The sequence below is a fragment of the Microbacterium sp. PAMC21962 genome, assembly GCF_019443465.1.
Taxonomy (GTDB): domain Bacteria; phylum Actinomycetota; class Actinomycetes; order Actinomycetales; family Microbacteriaceae; genus Microbacterium; species Microbacterium hominis.
In genome coordinates, this window is the sequence record NZ_CP080381.1 from 988,208 (window position 1) to 1,005,754 (window position 17,547).

At 68.2% G+C, this 17,547-nt stretch carries 15 protein-coding genes and 2 rRNA genes; 8 read left to right on the forward strand and 9 right to left on the reverse strand.

The window, feature by feature from the left end; genetic code table 11:
• Positions 1 to 2: 2 nt before the first annotated feature.
• Both KY498_RS04900 and KY498_RS04905 read right to left on the reverse strand, forming a co-directional pair.
• Complete coding sequence (locus tag KY498_RS04900) at positions 3 to 1,931, reverse strand: ABC transporter ATP-binding protein (protein ID WP_191009680.1); 1,929 nt, start codon at positions 1,929 to 1,931, stop codon at positions 3 to 5.
• Positions 1,932 to 1,981: 50 nt separating this feature from the next.
• Positions 1,982 to 2,635 carry a DUF1345 domain-containing protein gene (locus KY498_RS04905; protein ID WP_060959134.1) on the reverse strand — a complete coding sequence of 218 codons (654 nt, stop codon included), beginning with the start codon at positions 2,633 to 2,635 and terminating at the stop codon, positions 1,982 to 1,984.
• Positions 2,636 to 2,801: 166 nt separating this feature from the next.
• Between KY498_RS04905 and KY498_RS04910 the strand changes: the two genes are divergently transcribed.
• Positions 2,802 to 4,280 carry a DHA2 family efflux MFS transporter permease subunit gene (locus tag KY498_RS04910; protein ID WP_191008400.1) on the forward strand — a complete coding sequence of 493 codons (1,479 nt, stop codon included), beginning with the start codon at positions 2,802 to 2,804 and terminating at the stop codon, positions 4,278 to 4,280.
• 8 nt (positions 4,281 to 4,288) lie between these two features.
• Here the strand turns inward: KY498_RS04910 and KY498_RS04915 are convergent, their stop codons facing one another.
• Positions 4,289 to 4,435: a hypothetical protein gene (locus KY498_RS04915; RefSeq protein WP_167626529.1), complete on the reverse strand. Its 147-nt coding sequence runs from the start codon at positions 4,433 to 4,435 to the stop codon at positions 4,289 to 4,291.
• 65 nt (positions 4,436 to 4,500) lie between these two features.
• Between KY498_RS04915 and KY498_RS04920 the strand changes: the two genes are divergently transcribed.
• Positions 4,501 to 5,049, forward strand: a complete 549-nt coding sequence (locus KY498_RS04920; RefSeq protein WP_101306048.1) for a type 1 glutamine amidotransferase domain-containing protein — start codon at positions 4,501 to 4,503, stop codon at positions 5,047 to 5,049.
• Between the two features lie 22 nt (positions 5,050 to 5,071).
• On the opposite strand, the gene KY498_RS04925 is transcribed toward KY498_RS04920, so the two are convergent.
• On the reverse strand, positions 5,072 to 5,758 hold the full coding sequence (locus KY498_RS04925; protein WP_191008399.1) for an alpha/beta fold hydrolase: 687 nt from the start codon (positions 5,756 to 5,758) through the stop codon (positions 5,072 to 5,074).
• 123 nt (positions 5,759 to 5,881) lie between these two features.
• Here KY498_RS04925 and KY498_RS04930 point away from each other — a divergent pair, with 123 nt between their 5' ends.
• From KY498_RS04930 to KY498_RS04955, 6 genes are read left to right on the forward strand one after another with little or no spacing between them, the layout of a single operon-like run.
• Positions 5,882 to 6,808 (forward strand): ABC transporter substrate-binding protein, encoded by a 927-nt coding sequence (locus KY498_RS04930; protein ID WP_191008398.1) that lies wholly within the window; start codon positions 5,882 to 5,884, stop codon positions 6,806 to 6,808.
• Entirely contained in the window at positions 6,805 to 7,866 is a 1,062-nt protein-coding gene (locus tag KY498_RS04935; protein ID WP_308813219.1) for an iron chelate uptake ABC transporter family permease subunit, read from the forward strand. Before KY498_RS04930 ends, KY498_RS04935 begins: the two co-directional genes overlap by 4 nt.
• A gap of 8 nt (positions 7,867 to 7,874) precedes the next feature.
• Positions 7,875 to 8,945: an iron chelate uptake ABC transporter family permease subunit gene (locus KY498_RS04940; RefSeq protein WP_191008397.1), complete on the forward strand. Its 1,071-nt coding sequence runs from the start codon at positions 7,875 to 7,877 to the stop codon at positions 8,943 to 8,945.
• Positions 8,938 to 9,771, forward strand: coding sequence for an ABC transporter ATP-binding protein (locus KY498_RS04945; protein WP_191008396.1), 834 nt, complete (start codon positions 8,938 to 8,940; stop codon positions 9,769 to 9,771). Before KY498_RS04940 ends, KY498_RS04945 begins: the two co-directional genes overlap by 8 nt.
• A complete protein-coding gene (locus KY498_RS04950) occupies positions 9,768 to 10,649 on the forward strand; it encodes a siderophore-interacting protein (protein ID WP_191008395.1) in 882 nt (293 codons plus the stop codon). The genes KY498_RS04945 and KY498_RS04950 overlap by 4 nt, the downstream gene beginning before the upstream one ends.
• A 56-nt stretch (positions 10,650 to 10,705) precedes the next feature.
• Positions 10,706 to 11,062 carry a hypothetical protein gene (locus tag KY498_RS04955; protein WP_223848903.1) on the forward strand — a complete coding sequence of 119 codons (357 nt, stop codon included), beginning with the start codon at positions 10,706 to 10,708 and terminating at the stop codon, positions 11,060 to 11,062.
• 18 nt (positions 11,063 to 11,080) lie between these two features.
• Here KY498_RS04955 and KY498_RS04960 read toward each other — a convergent pair whose 3' ends face one another.
• From KY498_RS04960 to KY498_RS04980, 5 genes are all read right to left on the reverse strand, one after another.
• Entirely contained in the window at positions 11,081 to 11,290 is a 210-nt protein-coding gene (locus KY498_RS04960) for a hypothetical protein (protein WP_060959125.1), read from the reverse strand.
• Positions 11,291 to 11,387: 97 nt separating this feature from the next.
• Positions 11,388 to 12,425, reverse strand: coding sequence for an HAD-IIA family hydrolase (locus KY498_RS04965; RefSeq protein ID WP_191008394.1), 1,038 nt, complete (start codon positions 12,423 to 12,425; stop codon positions 11,388 to 11,390).
• On the reverse strand, positions 12,425 to 13,969 hold the full coding sequence (locus KY498_RS16500; protein WP_223848902.1) for a primosomal protein: 1,545 nt from the start codon (positions 13,967 to 13,969) through the stop codon (positions 12,425 to 12,427). The genes KY498_RS04965 and KY498_RS16500 overlap by 1 nt, the downstream gene beginning before the upstream one ends.
• A 71-nt stretch (positions 13,970 to 14,040) precedes the next feature.
• A 5S ribosomal RNA gene (gene rrf / locus KY498_RS04975) occupies positions 14,041 to 14,157 on the reverse strand.
• Positions 14,158 to 14,261: 104 nt separating this feature from the next.
• Positions 14,262 to 17,368: ribosomal RNA gene (locus KY498_RS04980) — 23S ribosomal RNA — on the reverse strand.
• Between the last annotated feature and the right edge of the window lie 179 nt (positions 17,369 to 17,547).

Sequence of the window (17,547 nt, forward strand, 5' to 3'; positions counted from 1 at the left end):
GCTCACCCGCGCGGGGCGGAGACGTCCGGGCGGGGCTCCTCCGCCCGCAGCTCCATGCCCGCGATCGTCGCGGCCGCCATCTGCTCGACCGCCAGTTCCGCGTAGAGTCCGCCGCGGGCCAGCAGCTCGGCATGGGTGCCGGACTCGACGATGCGTCCCGCCTCGACGACGTGGATGACGTCCGCCCCGACCACCGTCGAGAGCCGGTGGGCGATCGAGAGCGTGGTCCGTCCGCGAGCGACGTTGTCCAACGCCTCCTGGACGACGCGTTCGGACACCGTGTCCAGGGCGGAGGTCGCCTCGTCGAGCAGAAGCACGGGCGGGTCCTTCAGGAGAACGCGCGCGATCGCGATGCGCTGCTTCTCCCCGCCGGAGAGCCGATAGCCGCGTTCGCCTACGATCGTTTCGTACCCGTGCTCGAAGCCCACGATGGCGTGATGGATGTTGGCGGCCGTGCAGGCGGCGACGAGTTCGTCGTCGGTCGCGTCCGGCTTCGCGTAGCGCAGGTTCTCCGCGATCGAGGCGTGGAACAGGTACGTCTCCTGTGAGACGATCCCCACGTTCTCGACGATCGACTGCTGGGTGAGGGAGCGCACGTCCTCACCGCCGAACAGGACCGCGCCCGACGAGGCCTCGTACAGCCGCGGCGCGAGGTAGATGATCGTGGTCTTGCCGGCGCCGGACGGACCGACGAAGGCGACGTGCCGGCCGGGCTCGGCGACGAACGAGACGCCGTCCAGCGTCGGGCGGCCCTCGCTCGCGGCATCCGGATAGCGGAAGACCACGTCGCGGAACTCGACGCGTCCGATCGGGCCGGGCGCCGCGGCGACGTCGATGGCGTCGGGCGCGTCGACGATCGCGGGCGTCAGGTCGAGGTACTCGAAGATCCGCGCGAACAGCGCGCGCGACGTCTGCAGGTCCAGCGCCACGCGCATCAGCCCCATGAGCGGCTGGAGCAGCCGCGCCTGCACGGTGGTGAACGCCACGACGGTGCCCGCGGTGATCGCCCCGGTGCCGCCGGCGATGAGATAACCCGACACGAGGTAGATGACGGCGGGCACCGACGCCATGATCACCTGGACGACGGCGAAGAACCCCTGGCCGCTCATGGCGCGACGCACCTGCAGGCGCACCTGGTTGCGGTTCTCGTCGCGATAACGCTCCGACTCGGCCCGTTGCCGGTTGAACGCCTTCGACAGAAGGATGCCGCTCACCGACAGCGTCTCCTGCGTGATGCTCGTCAGCTCGCTCAGCGACTCCTGCGTCTGTCCGGCGATGCGCGCCCGCACCTGGCCGACGCGCCGCTGCACCAGCACGAGCGCCGGCATCATCACCACGGCGATGATCGTCAGACGCCAGTCGATGAGGATCATCGCGACCAGGGCCGAGATCACCGTCACCGTGTTGCCGAGGATGCTCGTGACGGTGTTCGTCAGCACGTCGGACACCCCGCCGACGTCATTCTGCAGTCGCGACTGGATGACGCCGGTCTTCGTGCGGGTGAAGAAACCCAGCTCCATCGCCTGCAGGTGGTCGAACAGCCGCACGCGCAGGTCGCCCGTCACGCGGTTGCCGACGGTCGAGGTCAGCCAGGTCTGGGCGACGCCGAGCACGGCGGAGAACAGGAAGAGCCCGATCATGGTGAGCACCAGGCGCACCAGCAGCGCCAGGTCGGGCGGACCGCCGGCGGTCGGGAACAGGGCGTCGTCGAAGATGCTCTGCACGATCAGCGGAGGGACGACGCCGATCGCCGCGCCGACGACCACCAGCACGGCGGTCAGGACGATGCGTCCGCGATACGGGCGGAACAGGCCGACCACACGGGCCCCGAGATCCGCGACCTCCGGCGCCTGCGCGTTCAGCCGCCGCTGGGCGCTCTCGTCCACGCCGCGGAAGGCCGCCGCGCGCCCGCCGGGTCCCATCCCGCCCATCCCCATGCTCACCGGGTCACTCTAACCCCGCGCCGGAAGGGGGTGGCCGGTCAGCCGAGTCCCGCCACGAGATTGATGACCGAGGCGAGGATGACCGCTCCGAACAGGTACGCGATGAGCGTCTGCCCCACCACGATGCGTCGGATCTCGTTGGCCGACACGTCGTTGTCGGAGACCTGGTAGGTCAGGCCGAGGCCGACGGCGAAGTAGCCGAAGTCCGAGTACATCGGCTCCTCGTCCTGGTTGAAGTCGATCCCGGCGCGCTGGCCGGCGGCGAGCCGCCCGTAGTACACCCGCGCGTACCGCAGCATGTAGTCGACCTGGATCAGCGCCCAGGAGCTCACGACCGCCGCGATCGCGACGCCGGCCACGACGAAGGCGTGCAGCCGACTGCCGTGACCGCCGCCGACGAGCACGGCGACGACGCCGCCGAGACTCGCCACGCTGCCCACGAGAGCGATGAGGCGGGCGACGGGACGCCCCGGGTCGACGGCGCTCGTGTGCGACCGGGTGGCCTCGGCATCCATGGGCCACACCACCGACAGCAGCCAGACGACGTTGACGGAGGCGACGACCGCCCAGCCGGCGAGCAGCCCCACGGCCACCCCGGCCAGCGCCGAGACCGTCGCCGCGACGACCGCTCCGACCGCGAGGGACAGAGGACCGCGCACGGCGACGCGGGAGGGATGCCGCGTGGGTGCCATGCTGCGATCGTCCCACCCGGCGGGGGAATACGACGTCAGACCCGGCCGTTATGGTGGAGAGTCGTCCCCGGCCTCCGGGCACGCCGCGCCCTCGTGCGCCCCGTCGCCGCTCCCTCCGCCCCGTGCACCGCGTCCCGTACGCCGCCCCGATGACTCGAGGAACCTCATGACCTCCCCTGAGACCGACTCCCTTCCGGACACGACCGCCGTCGTCGGCGCGAAGGAGAACCGCGTCATCTGGCTGCTGCTCGCGGCGGCGTTCGTGGCGATCCTCAACGAGACCACGATGGGCGTGGCGATCCCGCACCTGATCGGCGACCTCGGGATCACGGCGGTCGCCGCCCAATGGCTGACCACCGCGTTCATGCTGACCATGGCCGTCGTGATCCCCACGACGGGCTTCCTCCTGCGTCGGTTCACGACCCGCGCCATGTTCGGCACCGCCATGGGCCTGTTCTCGGCCGGTACGCTGATCGCCCTCGTGGCGCCGGGGTTCGAGATGCTCCTCGTCGGTCGCGTCGTCCAGGCCTCCGGCACGGCCATCATGATGCCGCTGCTGATGACGACGCTCATGACCGTCGTCCCGCCGCACCTGCGCGGGCGCATGATGGGGCGCGTGAGCGTGGTCATCTCGCTCGCTCCGGCCATCGGGCCGACCATGGCGGGCGTCATCCTCGACAACCTGACGTGGCGGTGGATCTTCGCGATCGTCCTGCCCATCTCCGTCGTCGCCCTGATCATCGGCGTGCGGTGGATCCACAACCTGGGCGAGCGTTCGCACGCCCCCATCGACATCCCCTCGGTGATCCTCTCCGCCCTCGGCTTCGGCGGGATCGTCTTCGGATTGAGCCAGATCGGCGGCCACGGCACCGACGTCGCGGCCGCGGAGACGGCCACCGTGACCCTCGTCGTCGCCCTCGCGATCGGCGTCACGACGCTCGGGTTCTTCCTCTGGCGTCAGGTGGCCCTGCAGAAGAAGGACGACGCGCTGCTGGACCTCCGGATCTTCCGCTCGGGCAACTTCTCCCTGTCCGTCGCCCACTTCGCGGTGATGTCCCTCGCGTTCTTCGGCACGCTCACGGCGCTGCCGCTGTACCTGCAGAACACCCTCGGGCTCTCGGCCAGCGTGTCGGGCCTGGTCGTCCTGCCCGGCGCGCTCGCGATGGGGCTGCTCGGACCCGTCATCGGACGCATCTACGACCGGTGGGGCACGCGCGTGCTCCTGCTTCCCGGCACGATCGTCGTGCTGGCGATCCTGTGGAGCTTCACGATGCTCACCGAGTCCACTCCGGTGTGGATGCTGGTCGTGACGCAGACCCTCCTGTCGGTGGGTCTCGCGATGTCGTTCACGCCGCTGTTCACGGCGTCACTGGGCTCGCTCGAGCCGACGTTCTACTCGTACGGCAGCGCCACGGTCTCGACGGTGCAGCAGGTGGCCGGCGCGGCCGGCATCGCCCTGTTGATCTCGGTGATGTCGTCCGTGTCTGCGGCGGCCTCGGCGTCCGGTGCGGCGGATGCCGCGGCCGGGGCGGCCGGCGCACGCGCCGCGTTCCTGCTCGCCGCCGTGATCGGCACGCCGCTGCTGATCAGCGCGTTCCTCATCCGCAAGCCGGCCGACACACCTGCCGGACCCGCCGCGCACTGACCGGGTGGTCAGCCGATGCTGCAGGATCCCCCACCGCAGCACGCGCCGGCATCGATGCCGCCGTCCACCAGCGGCAAGAGGTTCTTCACGCCCGGCAGCTCCGATGCCTCCGTCGAGGAGGCGAGCTGGGGGGTGGGAAGGTTCGACGTAGCCATGAGTCGATGATACGTCCGTGTCAACCCCCGGGCGCGGTGCCGATGCCATCCGTAGCGTCGAGGGCATGAGCACACTCTCAGGGAAGACCGTGGCCTTCGTGGCCACCGACGGATTCGAGGACAGCGAGCTGACATCGCCGTGGGACGCGGTGACCGCCGCGGGCGCCACCGCGGTGCTGATCTCCCCCGCGACGGACAGCATCGAAGGCAAGAACGGACACCGACAGGCCGTCGACGTCGCCGCCTCCGCCGCGGAGGCAGCGGACTACGACGCGCTCGTGCTGCCGGGCGGCGTCGTCAACGCGGACGATCTGCGGCTGGACGCGGCCTCCGTGGCGCTCGCCCGCGAGTTCTTCGCGCAGCACAAGCCCGTCGCCGCGATCTGCCACGCCGCCTGGCTGCTCATCGAGGCGGACGTCGTCGACGGCCGCACGCTCACCAGCTACCCCAGCCTGAAGACCGATCTCGTCAACGCGGGCGCCACCTGGGTGGACGAGGAGGTCGTCGTCGACGAGGGCCTCGTGTCGAGCCGCACCCCGGACGACCTTCCCGCCTTCAACGCGAAGGTCGTCGAGGAGATCGCCGAGGGCGCGCACGCCGGCCAGACCGTGTGACGGTCCGGGCGGGTCGGTCGCCTCAGTCCCAGTCCAGGTAGTCCTCGATGAACCACGAGGTCTCGCCGGGGTGAGTGAGCGGGAAGAAGTGCCCGGCGGTCTCCACCGCCTTGACGCTCACGAGCCCCGGCGCGGAGGCGCGCAGCGCCTCCCCCGCGTCGGCGGGGCTCACCCGGTCGCCGCCGCCCTGGATGACGAGCACGGGCGTCGCCTCGGCGACGGGCTGCCATGCCGCGGCATCCGTGGCGGCCAGCGCGGCGGCCTGCAGCGCGCGCACGTCGGCCTGCGGCGAGAACGAGTCGCCGAAGACCGCACGCAGCTCCGCGTCGAAGTCGTCACCGGCGGGGGCGGCGCTCGCGACGCCGAGCAGCAGCACGCCGTTGACGCGGTCGTGGTGGTCGATCGCGATCGTGCGGGCGACGGCGCCGCCGAAACCGTGACCGCCGATCCACGCCTCCGAGATCTGCAGATGGTCGAGGACGTCGATGACGTCGGCGGCGAGGTCGTGCATCGTGGCCGCGCCCGAGCGGCGGGCCGCCACGCGGACGACCCGGAAGTCCTCTTCGACCAGGATGCTGGCGAGCGCGCCGAAGTAGGCGAAGTCGAGCCCGGCCTCCGGAAGCAGGACGATGGCCGGGCCGGCACCCTCGTCGAGATAGCCGATATCGCGAACGTCGGCGTCGAAAGTCTGTCGCTGGTTCTCGGTCACGATCCCCCATCCTAGAGCGCACCGAGTTTGCGCACGGCATCCGCGTCTGTCCATAGTTAGGTAAGCCATACCTACTCACCGTCCCGCTGCGTGCGGGTGCGGCCGGACGAAAGCGATGCCCCCATGCGCCCCCACACTCGACGATCCCTGCCTCTGCTCGCCGCCGCCGTGGTGACCGCGCTCGCCCTCGCCGGGTGCGCGGCGACGGGCACGACGCCGGGCTCCTCGTCGTCGGCGAGCGGAACGCACGCCGTGTCGCATGCCCGCGGAACCACCGAGGTGCCGAACGATCCGCAGCGGGTCGTGGTGCTCGAGCCGGTCGAGCTCGACACCGCCGTCGCGCTCGGCGTCACGCCGGTGGGGGCCGCCGTCGCGAGCAACGTCGCCGGTGTGCCCGCCTACCTCGACGTCGAGTGCGTCTCCCCGGTCGGCACCGTCCCGGAACCGGATCTCGAGGCCATCGCGGCGCTCCGTCCCGATCTCATCCTGGGCACCGAGTCACGTCACTCGAAGCTCTACGACCAGCTCAGCGCCATCGCCCCCACGGTGTTCATGGCGTCGCAGTCCGACCCGTGGCAGCAGAACGCGCTGCTCGTCGGCGACGCGCTGGGCAGGGCGGCGAAGACCCAGGAGCTGCTGACGGCGTTCACCGACCGCTGCGCCGCCATCAAGGACGACTTCGCCCTGGACGGCAAGACGGCGAACATGATCCGGCCCCGCGACGAGACGACGCTCAGCCTGTACGGCCCCACCTCGTTCGCCGGCAGCGCGCTCGAGTGCGTGGGCCTGACCATCCCCGCTCAGGACTGGAAGGACGGCATCCAGGCGGACATCTCCCCGGAGAACGTGCGCAGTGCCGCCGCGGACTACGTGTTCGTGACGACGACGGACGTCGACGACCCGAGCACCGTTCCGGCGGCGATCACCCAGAACGCCGACGCCTTCGGATCGGTCACCCTCGTCGACACGAGCTACTGGGTCTCCGGCGTCGGCCCCAAGGGCGGGATGCGGGTGCTCGACGACATCGAGCGCTTCCTCTCCGCGCGGTGACGGTCGCTGCCGATCGGCGGGCGCGGGCCGCCGCGCTCCCCCCGGCCCTGCCCGACGCCCGTCGCGGCGCGGTCCGGGCACTCGCCGTCGTCGCGATCGCGGTGATGCTCGCCGTCGCGGTGACGCTGTCGCTCATGATCGGATCCAACCCGATCGGCGCGCGGGACGTGCTGGCCGTCCTGAGCGGCGGCGGCTCGCCCGACATCCGCTACGTCGTCGCCGAGCTACGGGTGCCCCGCACCGTCGCCGGCCTCGTCGTGGGCGTCGCGCTCGGCGCGGCGGGCGCGCTCATCCAAGGGTTCACCCGCAATCCCCTCGCCGATCCCGGCATCCTCGGAGTCAACGCCGGGGCGGCCTTCGCGGTCGCGATCGGGATCGCGGTGTTCGGGCTGCGCGACATGTCCGTCCTCGTCTGGCTCTCGTTCGCGGGCGCCCTGGTCGTCACCCTGGGCGTGACCGTCATCGGATCATCCGGCCGCGGCCCCGCCGACCCCCTGCGGCTCACGCTGGCGGGAGTCGCACTCGGAGCCGTCTTCGCGGGCGCGACGACCGGGATGACCCTGAGCGATCCCGATGCCTTCGATCGCATGAGGGCGTGGCATGCCGGATCGTTGCTCGGGCGCGGGTTCGAGGTCTTGGGGCCGGTCCTGCCCTTCGTCGCGGTCGCGGCCGTCGCCGCGCTCGCCCTCGCGCGGGGGTTGAACGCCCTCGCGCTCGGCGACGACGTCGCTCGCGCGCAGGGGGCACACGTAGGCGGCATCCGCGTGGGAGTGGTCGCCGCGGTGACGGTGCTCGCGGGCACCGCCACGGCGATCGCCGGCCCGGTCTCGTTCGTCGGCCTGATGGTGCCGCACGTCGCACGCTGGATGTTCGGCGTGGACCAGAGGCGCATCCTGCTCGCATCGATCGCTCTGGCGCCCACGCTCATCCTGCTCTCCGACGTGCTGGGCCGCGTACTGATCGCACCGGCGGAGATCCCGGTGGGCGTCGTCACGGCGTTCGTGGGCGCCCCGGTGCTGATCGCCCTGGCGCGCCGACGACGGGCGACGGCGCTGTGAGCGTCGGCATGGCGCGACCCCGCGACGCGGCGACGGCGATCATCGACCGGGGCTATCGCCGGCTCGCGATCGGCCGGGGCGCGCGCCGACGTCACCTGCGGCTGCGCAGCGTCGTGGTCGCGGCCGGACTCGGCGTCGCCATCGTCGCCGCGGCGGTCGTCGCCCTCGGCCTCGGCTCGTACCCGCTGTCGCCCGCGGCCGTCGTGGACGTCTTCGTCGGCGGCGGCCTCCCTCTCGATCGCACCGTCGTGTTCGAGTGGCGCCTGCCGCGCACGCTGGCGGCCATCCTCCTCGGCGCGTATCTCGCCGTCGCCGGCGCCCTGTTCCAGACCGTCACCGGCAACCCGCTCGCCAGTCCCGACATCCTCGGCCTGTCGAACGGCGCCTTCACCGGGATGCTGCTCACGGTCGTCTTCGTCTCCACCTCGTGGCCTGCGCTGACGGCCGGCGCCGTCGCCGGCGGACTGGTCACGGCCGCCGCCATCGCCGTGTTGGGGGGCCGCGTGCGGCAGCAGGGGTTCGGACTCATCGTGATCGGCATCGGCGTTGCGGCCATGCTGGCCTCGGCGAACACCTGGATGCTGCTGCAGGTCGAGCTCGAGACCGCGATGTTCGCCTCCGCGTGGGGCGCCGGCACGCTCAACGGCGTGACGGGCGCCGCGGTGGCGGGCGCGGCGCTGTGCGGCATCCCGCTGCTGATCGCCCTCGGTGCTCTCGCGCCGCGACTGCGGCAGCTGGATCTCGGCGACGACGTCGCCGTCACCACCGGCGCACGTCCGATGCGGGCCCGACGCGGCGCCCTCCTGATCGGCGTCCTGCTGGTGTCGATCGCGACGGCCGTCATCGGTCCGATCGCGTTCATCGCGCTCGCGGCGCCCCAGATCGCGCGACGCCTGGCGCGCACGCCGTTCCTGTCTCTCACCCTGTCCGCCTTCGTCGGCGCCGCGCTGCTGCTGGCATCGGACATGATCGCCCAGCACGCGCTGCCCGTCGCGCTCCCCGCGGGCGTCGTCACCGTGTCCGTCGGCGGCCTCTACCTCGTCTTCACCCTCGTCCAGGAGATCCGCCGCCGTGTCTGACCCCGCCGCCCTCGCCCCGCGCACCCCGCCGCGCCTGTCCGCCGAGACGATCTCGCTCGGCTACGACGGTGCGCCGATCCTCAGCGCGCTGACCACCCGCATTCCGGACGGCTCGTTCACCGTCATCATCGGACCGAACGCCTGCGGCAAGTCGACGCTGCTGCGGGGGCTGTCGCGTCTGCTGCGCCCCTCGGCGGGCGCCGTGGTGCTCGACGGCACCGACATCTCCCGTCTGCCCGTGAAGGAGGTGGCGCGCCGCCTCGGCCTTCTGCCGCAGACCGCGTCGGCGCCCGAGGGGATCACCGTCGCCGATCTCGTGGGGCGCGGTCGCTACCCGCACCTCGGGCTGTGGCGCCAGTGGACGGAAGCCGACGAGGACGCGATCCGCGCGGCGATGACGGAGACGGGTGTCGACGCGCTGTCGGGGCGTCGCGTCGAGGAGCTCTCCGGCGGCCAGCGTCAACGCGTGTGGGTGGCGATGGTCCTCGCGCAGCAGACCGATCTGCTGCTGCTCGACGAGCCGACGACGTTCCTCGACATCGCGCACCAGATCGAGCTCATGGAGTTGTTCTCCGCGCTCAACCGGGCGGGCCGCACGATCGTCGCCGTGCTGCACGACCTCAACCATGCCGCTCGCTACGCCGACCACGTCATCGCGATGAAGCAGGGACGGATCGTGGCGGAGGGCGCGCCCGCCGACGTGATCACGACCGAACGGGTGGAGGAGATCTTCGATCTTCCCAACGTCGTGATCCCCGATCCGGTCACGGGCGGGCCTCTCGTCGTGCCATTGGGCGGTCGGCACACCGGAGCGGAGGCGCAATGAGCCGTTCGAACGGCGGCGACGAGCGTCCGTGGGAGTACAGCGCCTTCCCGGTGACCGTGGCACGCGTGCGTGACGTGTCCCCGAACTTCCGGCGCGTCACGCTCTCCGGCGCGGCGGTGCGGCACTTCGCCCCGTGGGGACTCGACCAGCGCATCAAGCTGGTGCTGCCCCTGGCCGGCATCGGGTTCATCGACGTCGGTCTCACGCGGGAGCCCACACCGCATCCTCGCGACTGGTACACCCGGTGGAAGTCCCTTCCCGAGGAGCGCCGCAATCCGCTGCGCACGTACACGCCGTCGGCGATCCGGCCGGAGGACGGCGAGATCGACGTCGACGTCTTCCTCCACCAGCCGGCGGGACCGGCATCGCACTGGGCGCGGACGTGCCGCCCCGGAGACGAGCTCATCGTCACGGGTCCGGATGCGCGCTGCGGCTACACCGGGTACGGCATCCACTTCACTCCCCCGGTCCCCCCGTCCCGGCTCCTGCTGGTCGGCGACGAGTCGGCCGTACCGGCGATCGGGAACATCGTGCGCGCGCAGCCGCCGGAGGTGAGCATCGAAGTGCTGGCCGACGTCGCGGATGCCGCCGACCTCCTCGACGACGACCTGAGGGCGATCACGACGCTGGCGCGCCCCGTGCCGGCCGCGGCGGCGGGCGGGGCGACGGGCGGTGCGCTCGAGGGGCTCGTGCGCGAATGGGCGGATGCCGAGTCCGCCGCGTTCGGCGGCGCGGACGACGGCGGTTACGTCTGGATCGCCGGTGAGACCGCGGCGGTCGCCCGCATCCGCCGGCACCTCACCGCGACGGCGGGCATGGCACCGACCCAGATCTCGTTCCTCGGGTACTGGAAGCAGGGCGGTCCGCTCGTCGGCTGAGCGGATGCCGCGGCGCCGCGCCGCCACGCCGTCATGGGGGTGCCTATGCTGGGCGCGTGAGCTTTCCCACGGCACGGTGGTGCCGCAGTCGGCGCGGCACGGCGTTGTGCACCCGACCGACCGGTCACGCGGGGTTGCACAATCGGGTCGGGACGTCGCAGATGTGGTCCGACGCGCAGGCGGACGCGCCGACGTGCCCGGGCTCGGGCCTCGCCGGCGTGCCCGCACCGCAGCTGCCGGACGAGGCGGCGGCCGCGGGCTTTCCCGAGGGACGCTCGCGGTGCCCCGAGTGCGACGGGTTCGTGCCGCTCGTTGCGGGCCGACGCGCGCCGCACGACCGGTTCCGCGGCACCGATGATCAGCGCGAATCCGCCGGCCGCGCCGAGTGGTTCAACACCTTCGGCTGGCAGTGAGGCACCGCGCGTCTGCGCTCAGGCGCCGAGCTTCTTCGCCGCCTTCTTGGCTGCCTTGTCGACGACCTTGCGGGAGCGTGCGCGAGCCTTCTTCAGCGACGGGTCGTCCCACAGGTGCTTCGCAGCGGCACTGATCTCGCGATAGCGCGCTCGTCCGGCACGCGCGCCGAGCACATAGCCGGCACCGCCGGCGATCACGACGGTCAGCCAGAACTTCACTCCGGACATGGGTCCTCCTCGATCGACGAATGCCCCCAGGCTAGGCCCGGTCGGCACTCATCCCCCAGGGGTTGACAACCTCGACGCCGGCAGCGCGCAGATCGCCTCAGGGACGGTGGAAGGGATCGGCGTACAGCCGCTCCGGCACGCGGAATCCGTAGATCGCACGCCCGGACGCCCAGATCGCCGCCGCGCCGGCGCGGACGAGGTCGATCGGTCGCGATCCTTCCGACACGATGTGGATGTCCGCCCCGTCGATCCGCACGGCGGCGTCGCGCACGGCCGTCGTGTCGCCGCGCACGATCGTCTGCGGGTACTCCTCGTGGAGTTCGCGCAGGTCGCTGAGGATGTAGGTGGGGCGCGAGGTGGCCGGCGCCGCGAGCACGTGCTTGGGACGATCGATACCCGTCAGCACCAGCACCGAGTCGAGACCGGCCGCCTGGGCGCCGGCGATGTCGGTGTCGAGCCGGTCGCCGATGAACAGCGCCTTCTGCGCGCCGAATCGCGCGACGGCCTCATCGAAGATCGCGCGCTCCGGCTTTCCGGCGACGACGGCGAGTCGGCCCACCGCCGTGTGAACCGCCGAGACGAGCGTCCCGTTCCCCGGCGCGATGCCCCGCGCCTGAGGGATGGTCCAGTCCGTGTTCGTGGCGATCCAGGGGATGCCGCCGGCATCCTCGGGCGTCGCCAGCGCGTACGCGGCCTCCGCCAGCTGCTCCCACCCCACGTGGGGGGCGAACCCCTGCACGACCGCGGCAGGTGCGTCCTCCGCGCTGCGTGTGACGACGTATCCGGCCTTCTCCGTCTCGAAGACGAGCCCGTCGCCGCCGACGATGAGGATCGTCGCACCCGGGGCGACGCGTTCGCGCAGCAGCCGCATCGCCGCCTGCGGGCTGGTGACGACGTCTTCGGCGCGCGTCGACGTCAGACCCAGCTCGCGCAGGTGTTCGGCGACGACCGCGTCGCGACGAGACGCGTTGTTGGTGATGTACCCGAGCCGCCGCGACGCACCGGCGGCGTTGAGGCTGTCCACGGCGTACGGAAGCGCGCCCGGACCGGCGTACACCACGCCGTCGAGATCGGCCAGCACGGCGTCCACGCCGTCCAGGGGCGTGGACGGCGTGCGCTTCGAGAACAGCGCCATCAGTCGTCGGCCGCCTCTGCAGACGTCGCATCCGGGTCGACGGCGTCGATGACGTCGGAATCGTCGACGTCGACGTGCTGCTCATCCTCGTCGAGCGGCAGGGCGATCTCCTCGACCTCGTCGATCTCGATCACCTCGAGGTCCGCGTCCACGGCGCCGAGAGCCTCGGCGGCGACGTCGGCACGACGCTGCCACTGCTGGGCCTCGTCGAGACGACCGAGCTCCTCCAGCACCGCCGCTCGCGCAGCGAAGAGGCCCGGACTCCACGTGAACGCACGATCCGGGTCGAGCTCCGGGATGTCGAGCTCCTGCAGCGCTCGCTCGGTCTCGCCGAGATCGAGCCGGGCGCCCGACATCGCGATCGCCAGCTCGACGCGCGCCTCGGTGGTCAGCGCAGAGCGGTCGACCGCACGTCCCACTTCGAGAGCACGGTCAGCGCGACCGACGCCCCGCTCGCTGTCGACGAGCAGAGCGATCTGGTCGTCACGACCGGAGATACGGCGGTAAGTGCGCAGCTCCCGCACCGCGAGGGCGAAGTCGCCGAGCGCGTAGGCCGTGATCGCCACGGTCTCCCGGACGATCGCGATGCGGCCGGCGCTGCGGGAGGCGGCGAGAGCGTGCTCGTGAGCCAGCGCGGGGTCGTCGTCGATCAGACGCGCGGCCATCGCCAGGTGACGGGCGACCTGCTCGGCGTTCTCCTTCGAGAGGGTCTTGAGCTCGTTGCGAGCCGATGTCGGCAGATCCTGAGGGGTGACGTCGTCGGGCAGCTGCGGACCGACGGGGCCGGTGCGGCGCTCCGACCCCTGCGGCGGACGCGACGTCCGCTCGCCGTCGCGCTTCGCGTAAGGCTTCCGCTCACCGTCGCGCGAGGCGTAAGGCTTACGCTCCCCATCGCGGGACGCATACGGCTTACGGTCACCGTCGCGCTTCGGGTACGGCTTCCGCTCCCCGTCGCGCGAGGCATACGGCTTCCGGTCACCATCACGGGGCGCGTACGGCTTCCGCTCACCGTCGCGCGACGCGTAGGGCTTGCGCTCACCGTCGCGCGACGCGTAGGGCTTGCGCTCACCGTCGCGCGACGCGTACGGCTTGCGCTCACCATCGCGCGACGCGTACGGCTTCCGCTCCCCATCACGGGGCGCATACGGCTTCCGCTCACCGTCGCGCTTCGGGTAGGGCTTGCGCTCACCATCACGCGAGGCGTACGGCTTCCGCTCACCGTCGCGCTTCGGGTAGGGCCTACGCTCCCCGTCACGCGAGGCGTACGGCTTCCGCTCACCGTCACGAGACGCGTACGGCTTACGCTCCCCGTCACGAGACGCGTACGGCTTACGCTCCCCGTCACGAGACGCATACGGCTTACGCTCACCGTCACGCTTCGGGTACGGCTTCCGCTCCCCATCACGCGAGGCATACGGCTTGCGCTCGCCCTCCCGCGGTGGGCGCGACGAAGAGGGACGCTGCCCTCCGCGCTGCGGGTCCGAGTTCCTCCCACGGCGCTCAGCGTTCGCATCCTTGTTGTCGGGATCGCGCTCCTGTGCCATCGAAGGGGTTCCTCTCGGTCTGTTAACGGGAAATGGCCACCCAGCGTTGGGTGGCCATTTCCTGAAATGAAGTCCGGCGGTGTCCTACTCTCCCACAGGGTCCCCCCTGCAGTACCATCGGCGCTGTGAGGCTTAGCTTCCGGGTTCGGAATGTGACCGGGCGTTTCCCTCACGCTATGGCCGCCGAAACACTATTGATGTTTCATCAAGCACACAACGATCGAAGATCAGTTGTGCAGTTCTCGACCGTACATCGAGAACCACTCAGTGGACGCAAGCACCAAAACGGTGTGTTATCAAGTCATCGGCTTATTAGTACCGGTCAGCTTCACGTGTTGCCACGCTTCCACATCCGGCCTATCAACCCAGTAGTCTGGCTGGGAGCCTCTCGCCCGAAGGCATGGAAATCTCATCTTGAGGCCGGCTTCCCGCTTAGATGCTTTCAGCGGTTATCCATCCCGAACGTAGCTAACCAGCGGTGCTCTTGGCAGAACAACTGGCACACCAGAGGTTCGTCCAACCCGGTCCTCTCGTACTAGGGTCAGATCCTCTCAAATTTCCTACGCGCGCAGCGGATAGGGACCGAACTGTCTCACGACGTTCTAAACCCAGCTCGCGTACCGCTTTAATGGGCGAACAGCCCAACCCTTGGGACCTACTCCAGCCCCAGGATGCGACGAGCCGACATCGAGGTGCCAAACCATGCCGTCGATATGGACTCTTGGGCAAGATCAGCCTGTTATCCCCGAGGTACCTTTTATCCGTTGAGCGACAGCGCTTCCACAAGCCACTGCCGGATCACTAGTCCCGACTTTCGTCCCTGCTCGACCTGTCAGTCTCACAGTCAAGCTCCCTTGTGCACTTACACTCGCCACCTGATTGCCAACCAGGTTGAGGGAACCTTTGGGCGCCTCCGTTACTTTTTGGGAGGCAACCGCCCCAGTTAAACTACCCACCAGGCACTGTCCCTGAACCGGATTACGGTTCGAAGTTAGATATCCAGAGTGACCAGAGTGGTATTTCAACAATGACTCCACGGTAACTGGCGTCACCGCTTCAACGTCTCCCACCTATCCTACACAAGCCACACCGAACACCAATACCAAGCTGTAGTAAAGGTCACGGGGTCTTTCCGTCCTGCTGCGCGTAACGAGCATCTTTACTCGTAGTGCAATTTCGCCGAGTTCGCGGTTGAGACAGTTGGGAAGTCGTTACGCCATTCGTGCAGGTCGGAACTTACCCGACAAGGAATTTCGCTACCTTAGGATGGTTATAGTTACCACCGCCGTTTACTGGGGCTTAAATTCTCAGCTTCGCCTTACGGCTAACCGGTCCTCTTAACCTTCCAGCACCGGGCAGGCGTCAGTCCGTATACATCGTCTTGCGACTTGGCACGGACCTGTGTTTTTAATAAACAGTCGCTACCCACTAGTCTCTGCGGCCACCACACCCTTTTTGAGGCAAGCTCATATAAGTGGATGGCCCCCCTTCTCCCGAAGTTACGGGGGCATTTTGCCGAGTTCCTTAACCACGATTCTCTCGATCTCCTTGGTATTCTCTACCTGACCACCTGAGTCGGTTTGGGGTACGGGCAGCTAGAACCTCGCGTCGATGCTTTTCTTGGCAGCAGAGGATCACCCACTTTTTATCCGCATCGTGTCTCAGCCTGTAAGAGTCACGGATTTGCCTATGACTCGGCCTACGCACTTGCCCCGGGACAACCATCGCCCGGGTTGGGCTACCTTCCTGCGTCACACCTGTTAATACGCTAACCGCACCAGCATGGGGTCATGCGCTAGCTCCAACGCTCTCACCCCGAAGGGATCGATACAAAGGAATTCGGGCACTTAGCACCACTGGATTAGTTTGGGCGGTTCTTCGCCGGTACGGGAATATCAACCCGTTGTCCATCGACTACGCCTGTCGGCCTCGCCTTAGGTCCCGACTTACCCAGGGAAGATTAGCTTGACCCTGGAACCCTTGGTCTTTCGGAGGACGTGTTTCTCACACGTCTTTCGCTACTCATGCCTGCATTCTCACTCGTGTGGCCTCCACGGCTGGTTCACACCGCCGCTTCGCTGGCCACACGACGCTCTCCTACCCATCAACACGGCTGGACCACGAAGGCCTACCAATAATGTCAATGCCACAACTTCGGTGGCGTGCTTGAGCCCCGTTACATTGTCGGCGCGGAATCACTTGACCAGTGAGCTATTACGCACTCTTTCAAGGGTGGCTGCTTCTAAGCCAACCTCCTGGTTGTCAGAGCAACTCCACATCCTTTCCCACTTAGCACGCGCTTTGGGACCTTAGTTGGTGGTCTGGGTTGTTTCCCTCTCGACTATGAAGCTTATCCCCCACAGTCTCACTGCTGCGCTCTCACTTACCGGCATTCGGAGTTTGGCTGACGTCAGTAACCTTGTAGGGCCCATCGGCCATCCAGTAGCTCTACCTCCGGCAAGAAACACGCAACGCTGCACCTAAATGCATTTCGGAGAGAACCAGCTATCACGAAGTTTGATTGGCCTTTCACCCCTATCCACAGCTCATCCCCTCAGTTTTCAACCTAAGTGGGTTCGGCCCTCCACGACGTCTTACCGTCGCTTCAGCCTGGCCATGGATAGATCACTTCGCTTCGGGTCTAGGACACGCGACTGAATCGCCCTATTCAGACTCGCTTTCGCTACGGCTACCCCACACGGGTTAACCTCGCCACGTATCGCTAACTCGCAGGCTCATTCTTCAAAAGGCACGCTGTCACCCCTACTAAGGAGGCTCCAACGGTTTGTAAGCAAACGGTTTCAGGTACTATTTCACTCCCCTCCCGGGGTACTTTTCACCTTTCCCTCACGGTACTTGTCCGCTATCGGTCATCTGGGAGTATTTAGGCTTATCAGGTGGTCCTGACAGATTCACACGGGATTTCTCGGGCCCCGTGCTACTTGGGATACTCTTCGCGCCAAGAGAGACATTTCGACTACGGGGTTGGCACCCTCTATGACCTGGCTTTCAATCCAGTTCGTCTATACCTTCTTGTAACGCCGGCTGCTCGGCAGAACAACCAGAAAAGTCCCACAACCCCGAATACGCAACTCCTGCCGGATATCACACGTACTCGGTTTAGCCTGTTCCGGTTTCGCTCGCCACTACTAACGGAATCGCGGTTGCTTTCTCTTCCTGTGGGTACTGAGATGTTTCACTTCCCCACGTTCCCTCTACCCGCCCTATATATTCAGGCGGGAGTCACTGGGTCGGCACGCCGCCCAGCGGGGTTTCCCCATTCGGACACCCTCGGATCACAGTGTGCTTATCCACTCCCCGAGGCTTATCGCAGATTGCTACGTCCTTCTTCGGCTCCAGATGCCAAGGCATCCACCGTTTGCTCTTAAAGACTTGAAATCACATGAGTTTGAATCGTCAATCGAAATTGACTAATGATCTTTAAGATCATCTTCACGAGATGATTACTCATCTCGAAGATGCTCGCGTCCACTGTGTAGTTCTCAAAGTACGGGCGGTACCCTCCCCGCACCAGCACCAGCCGGCAACAGAAAGAGTCCTGAGGTTCGTCTGCTCCC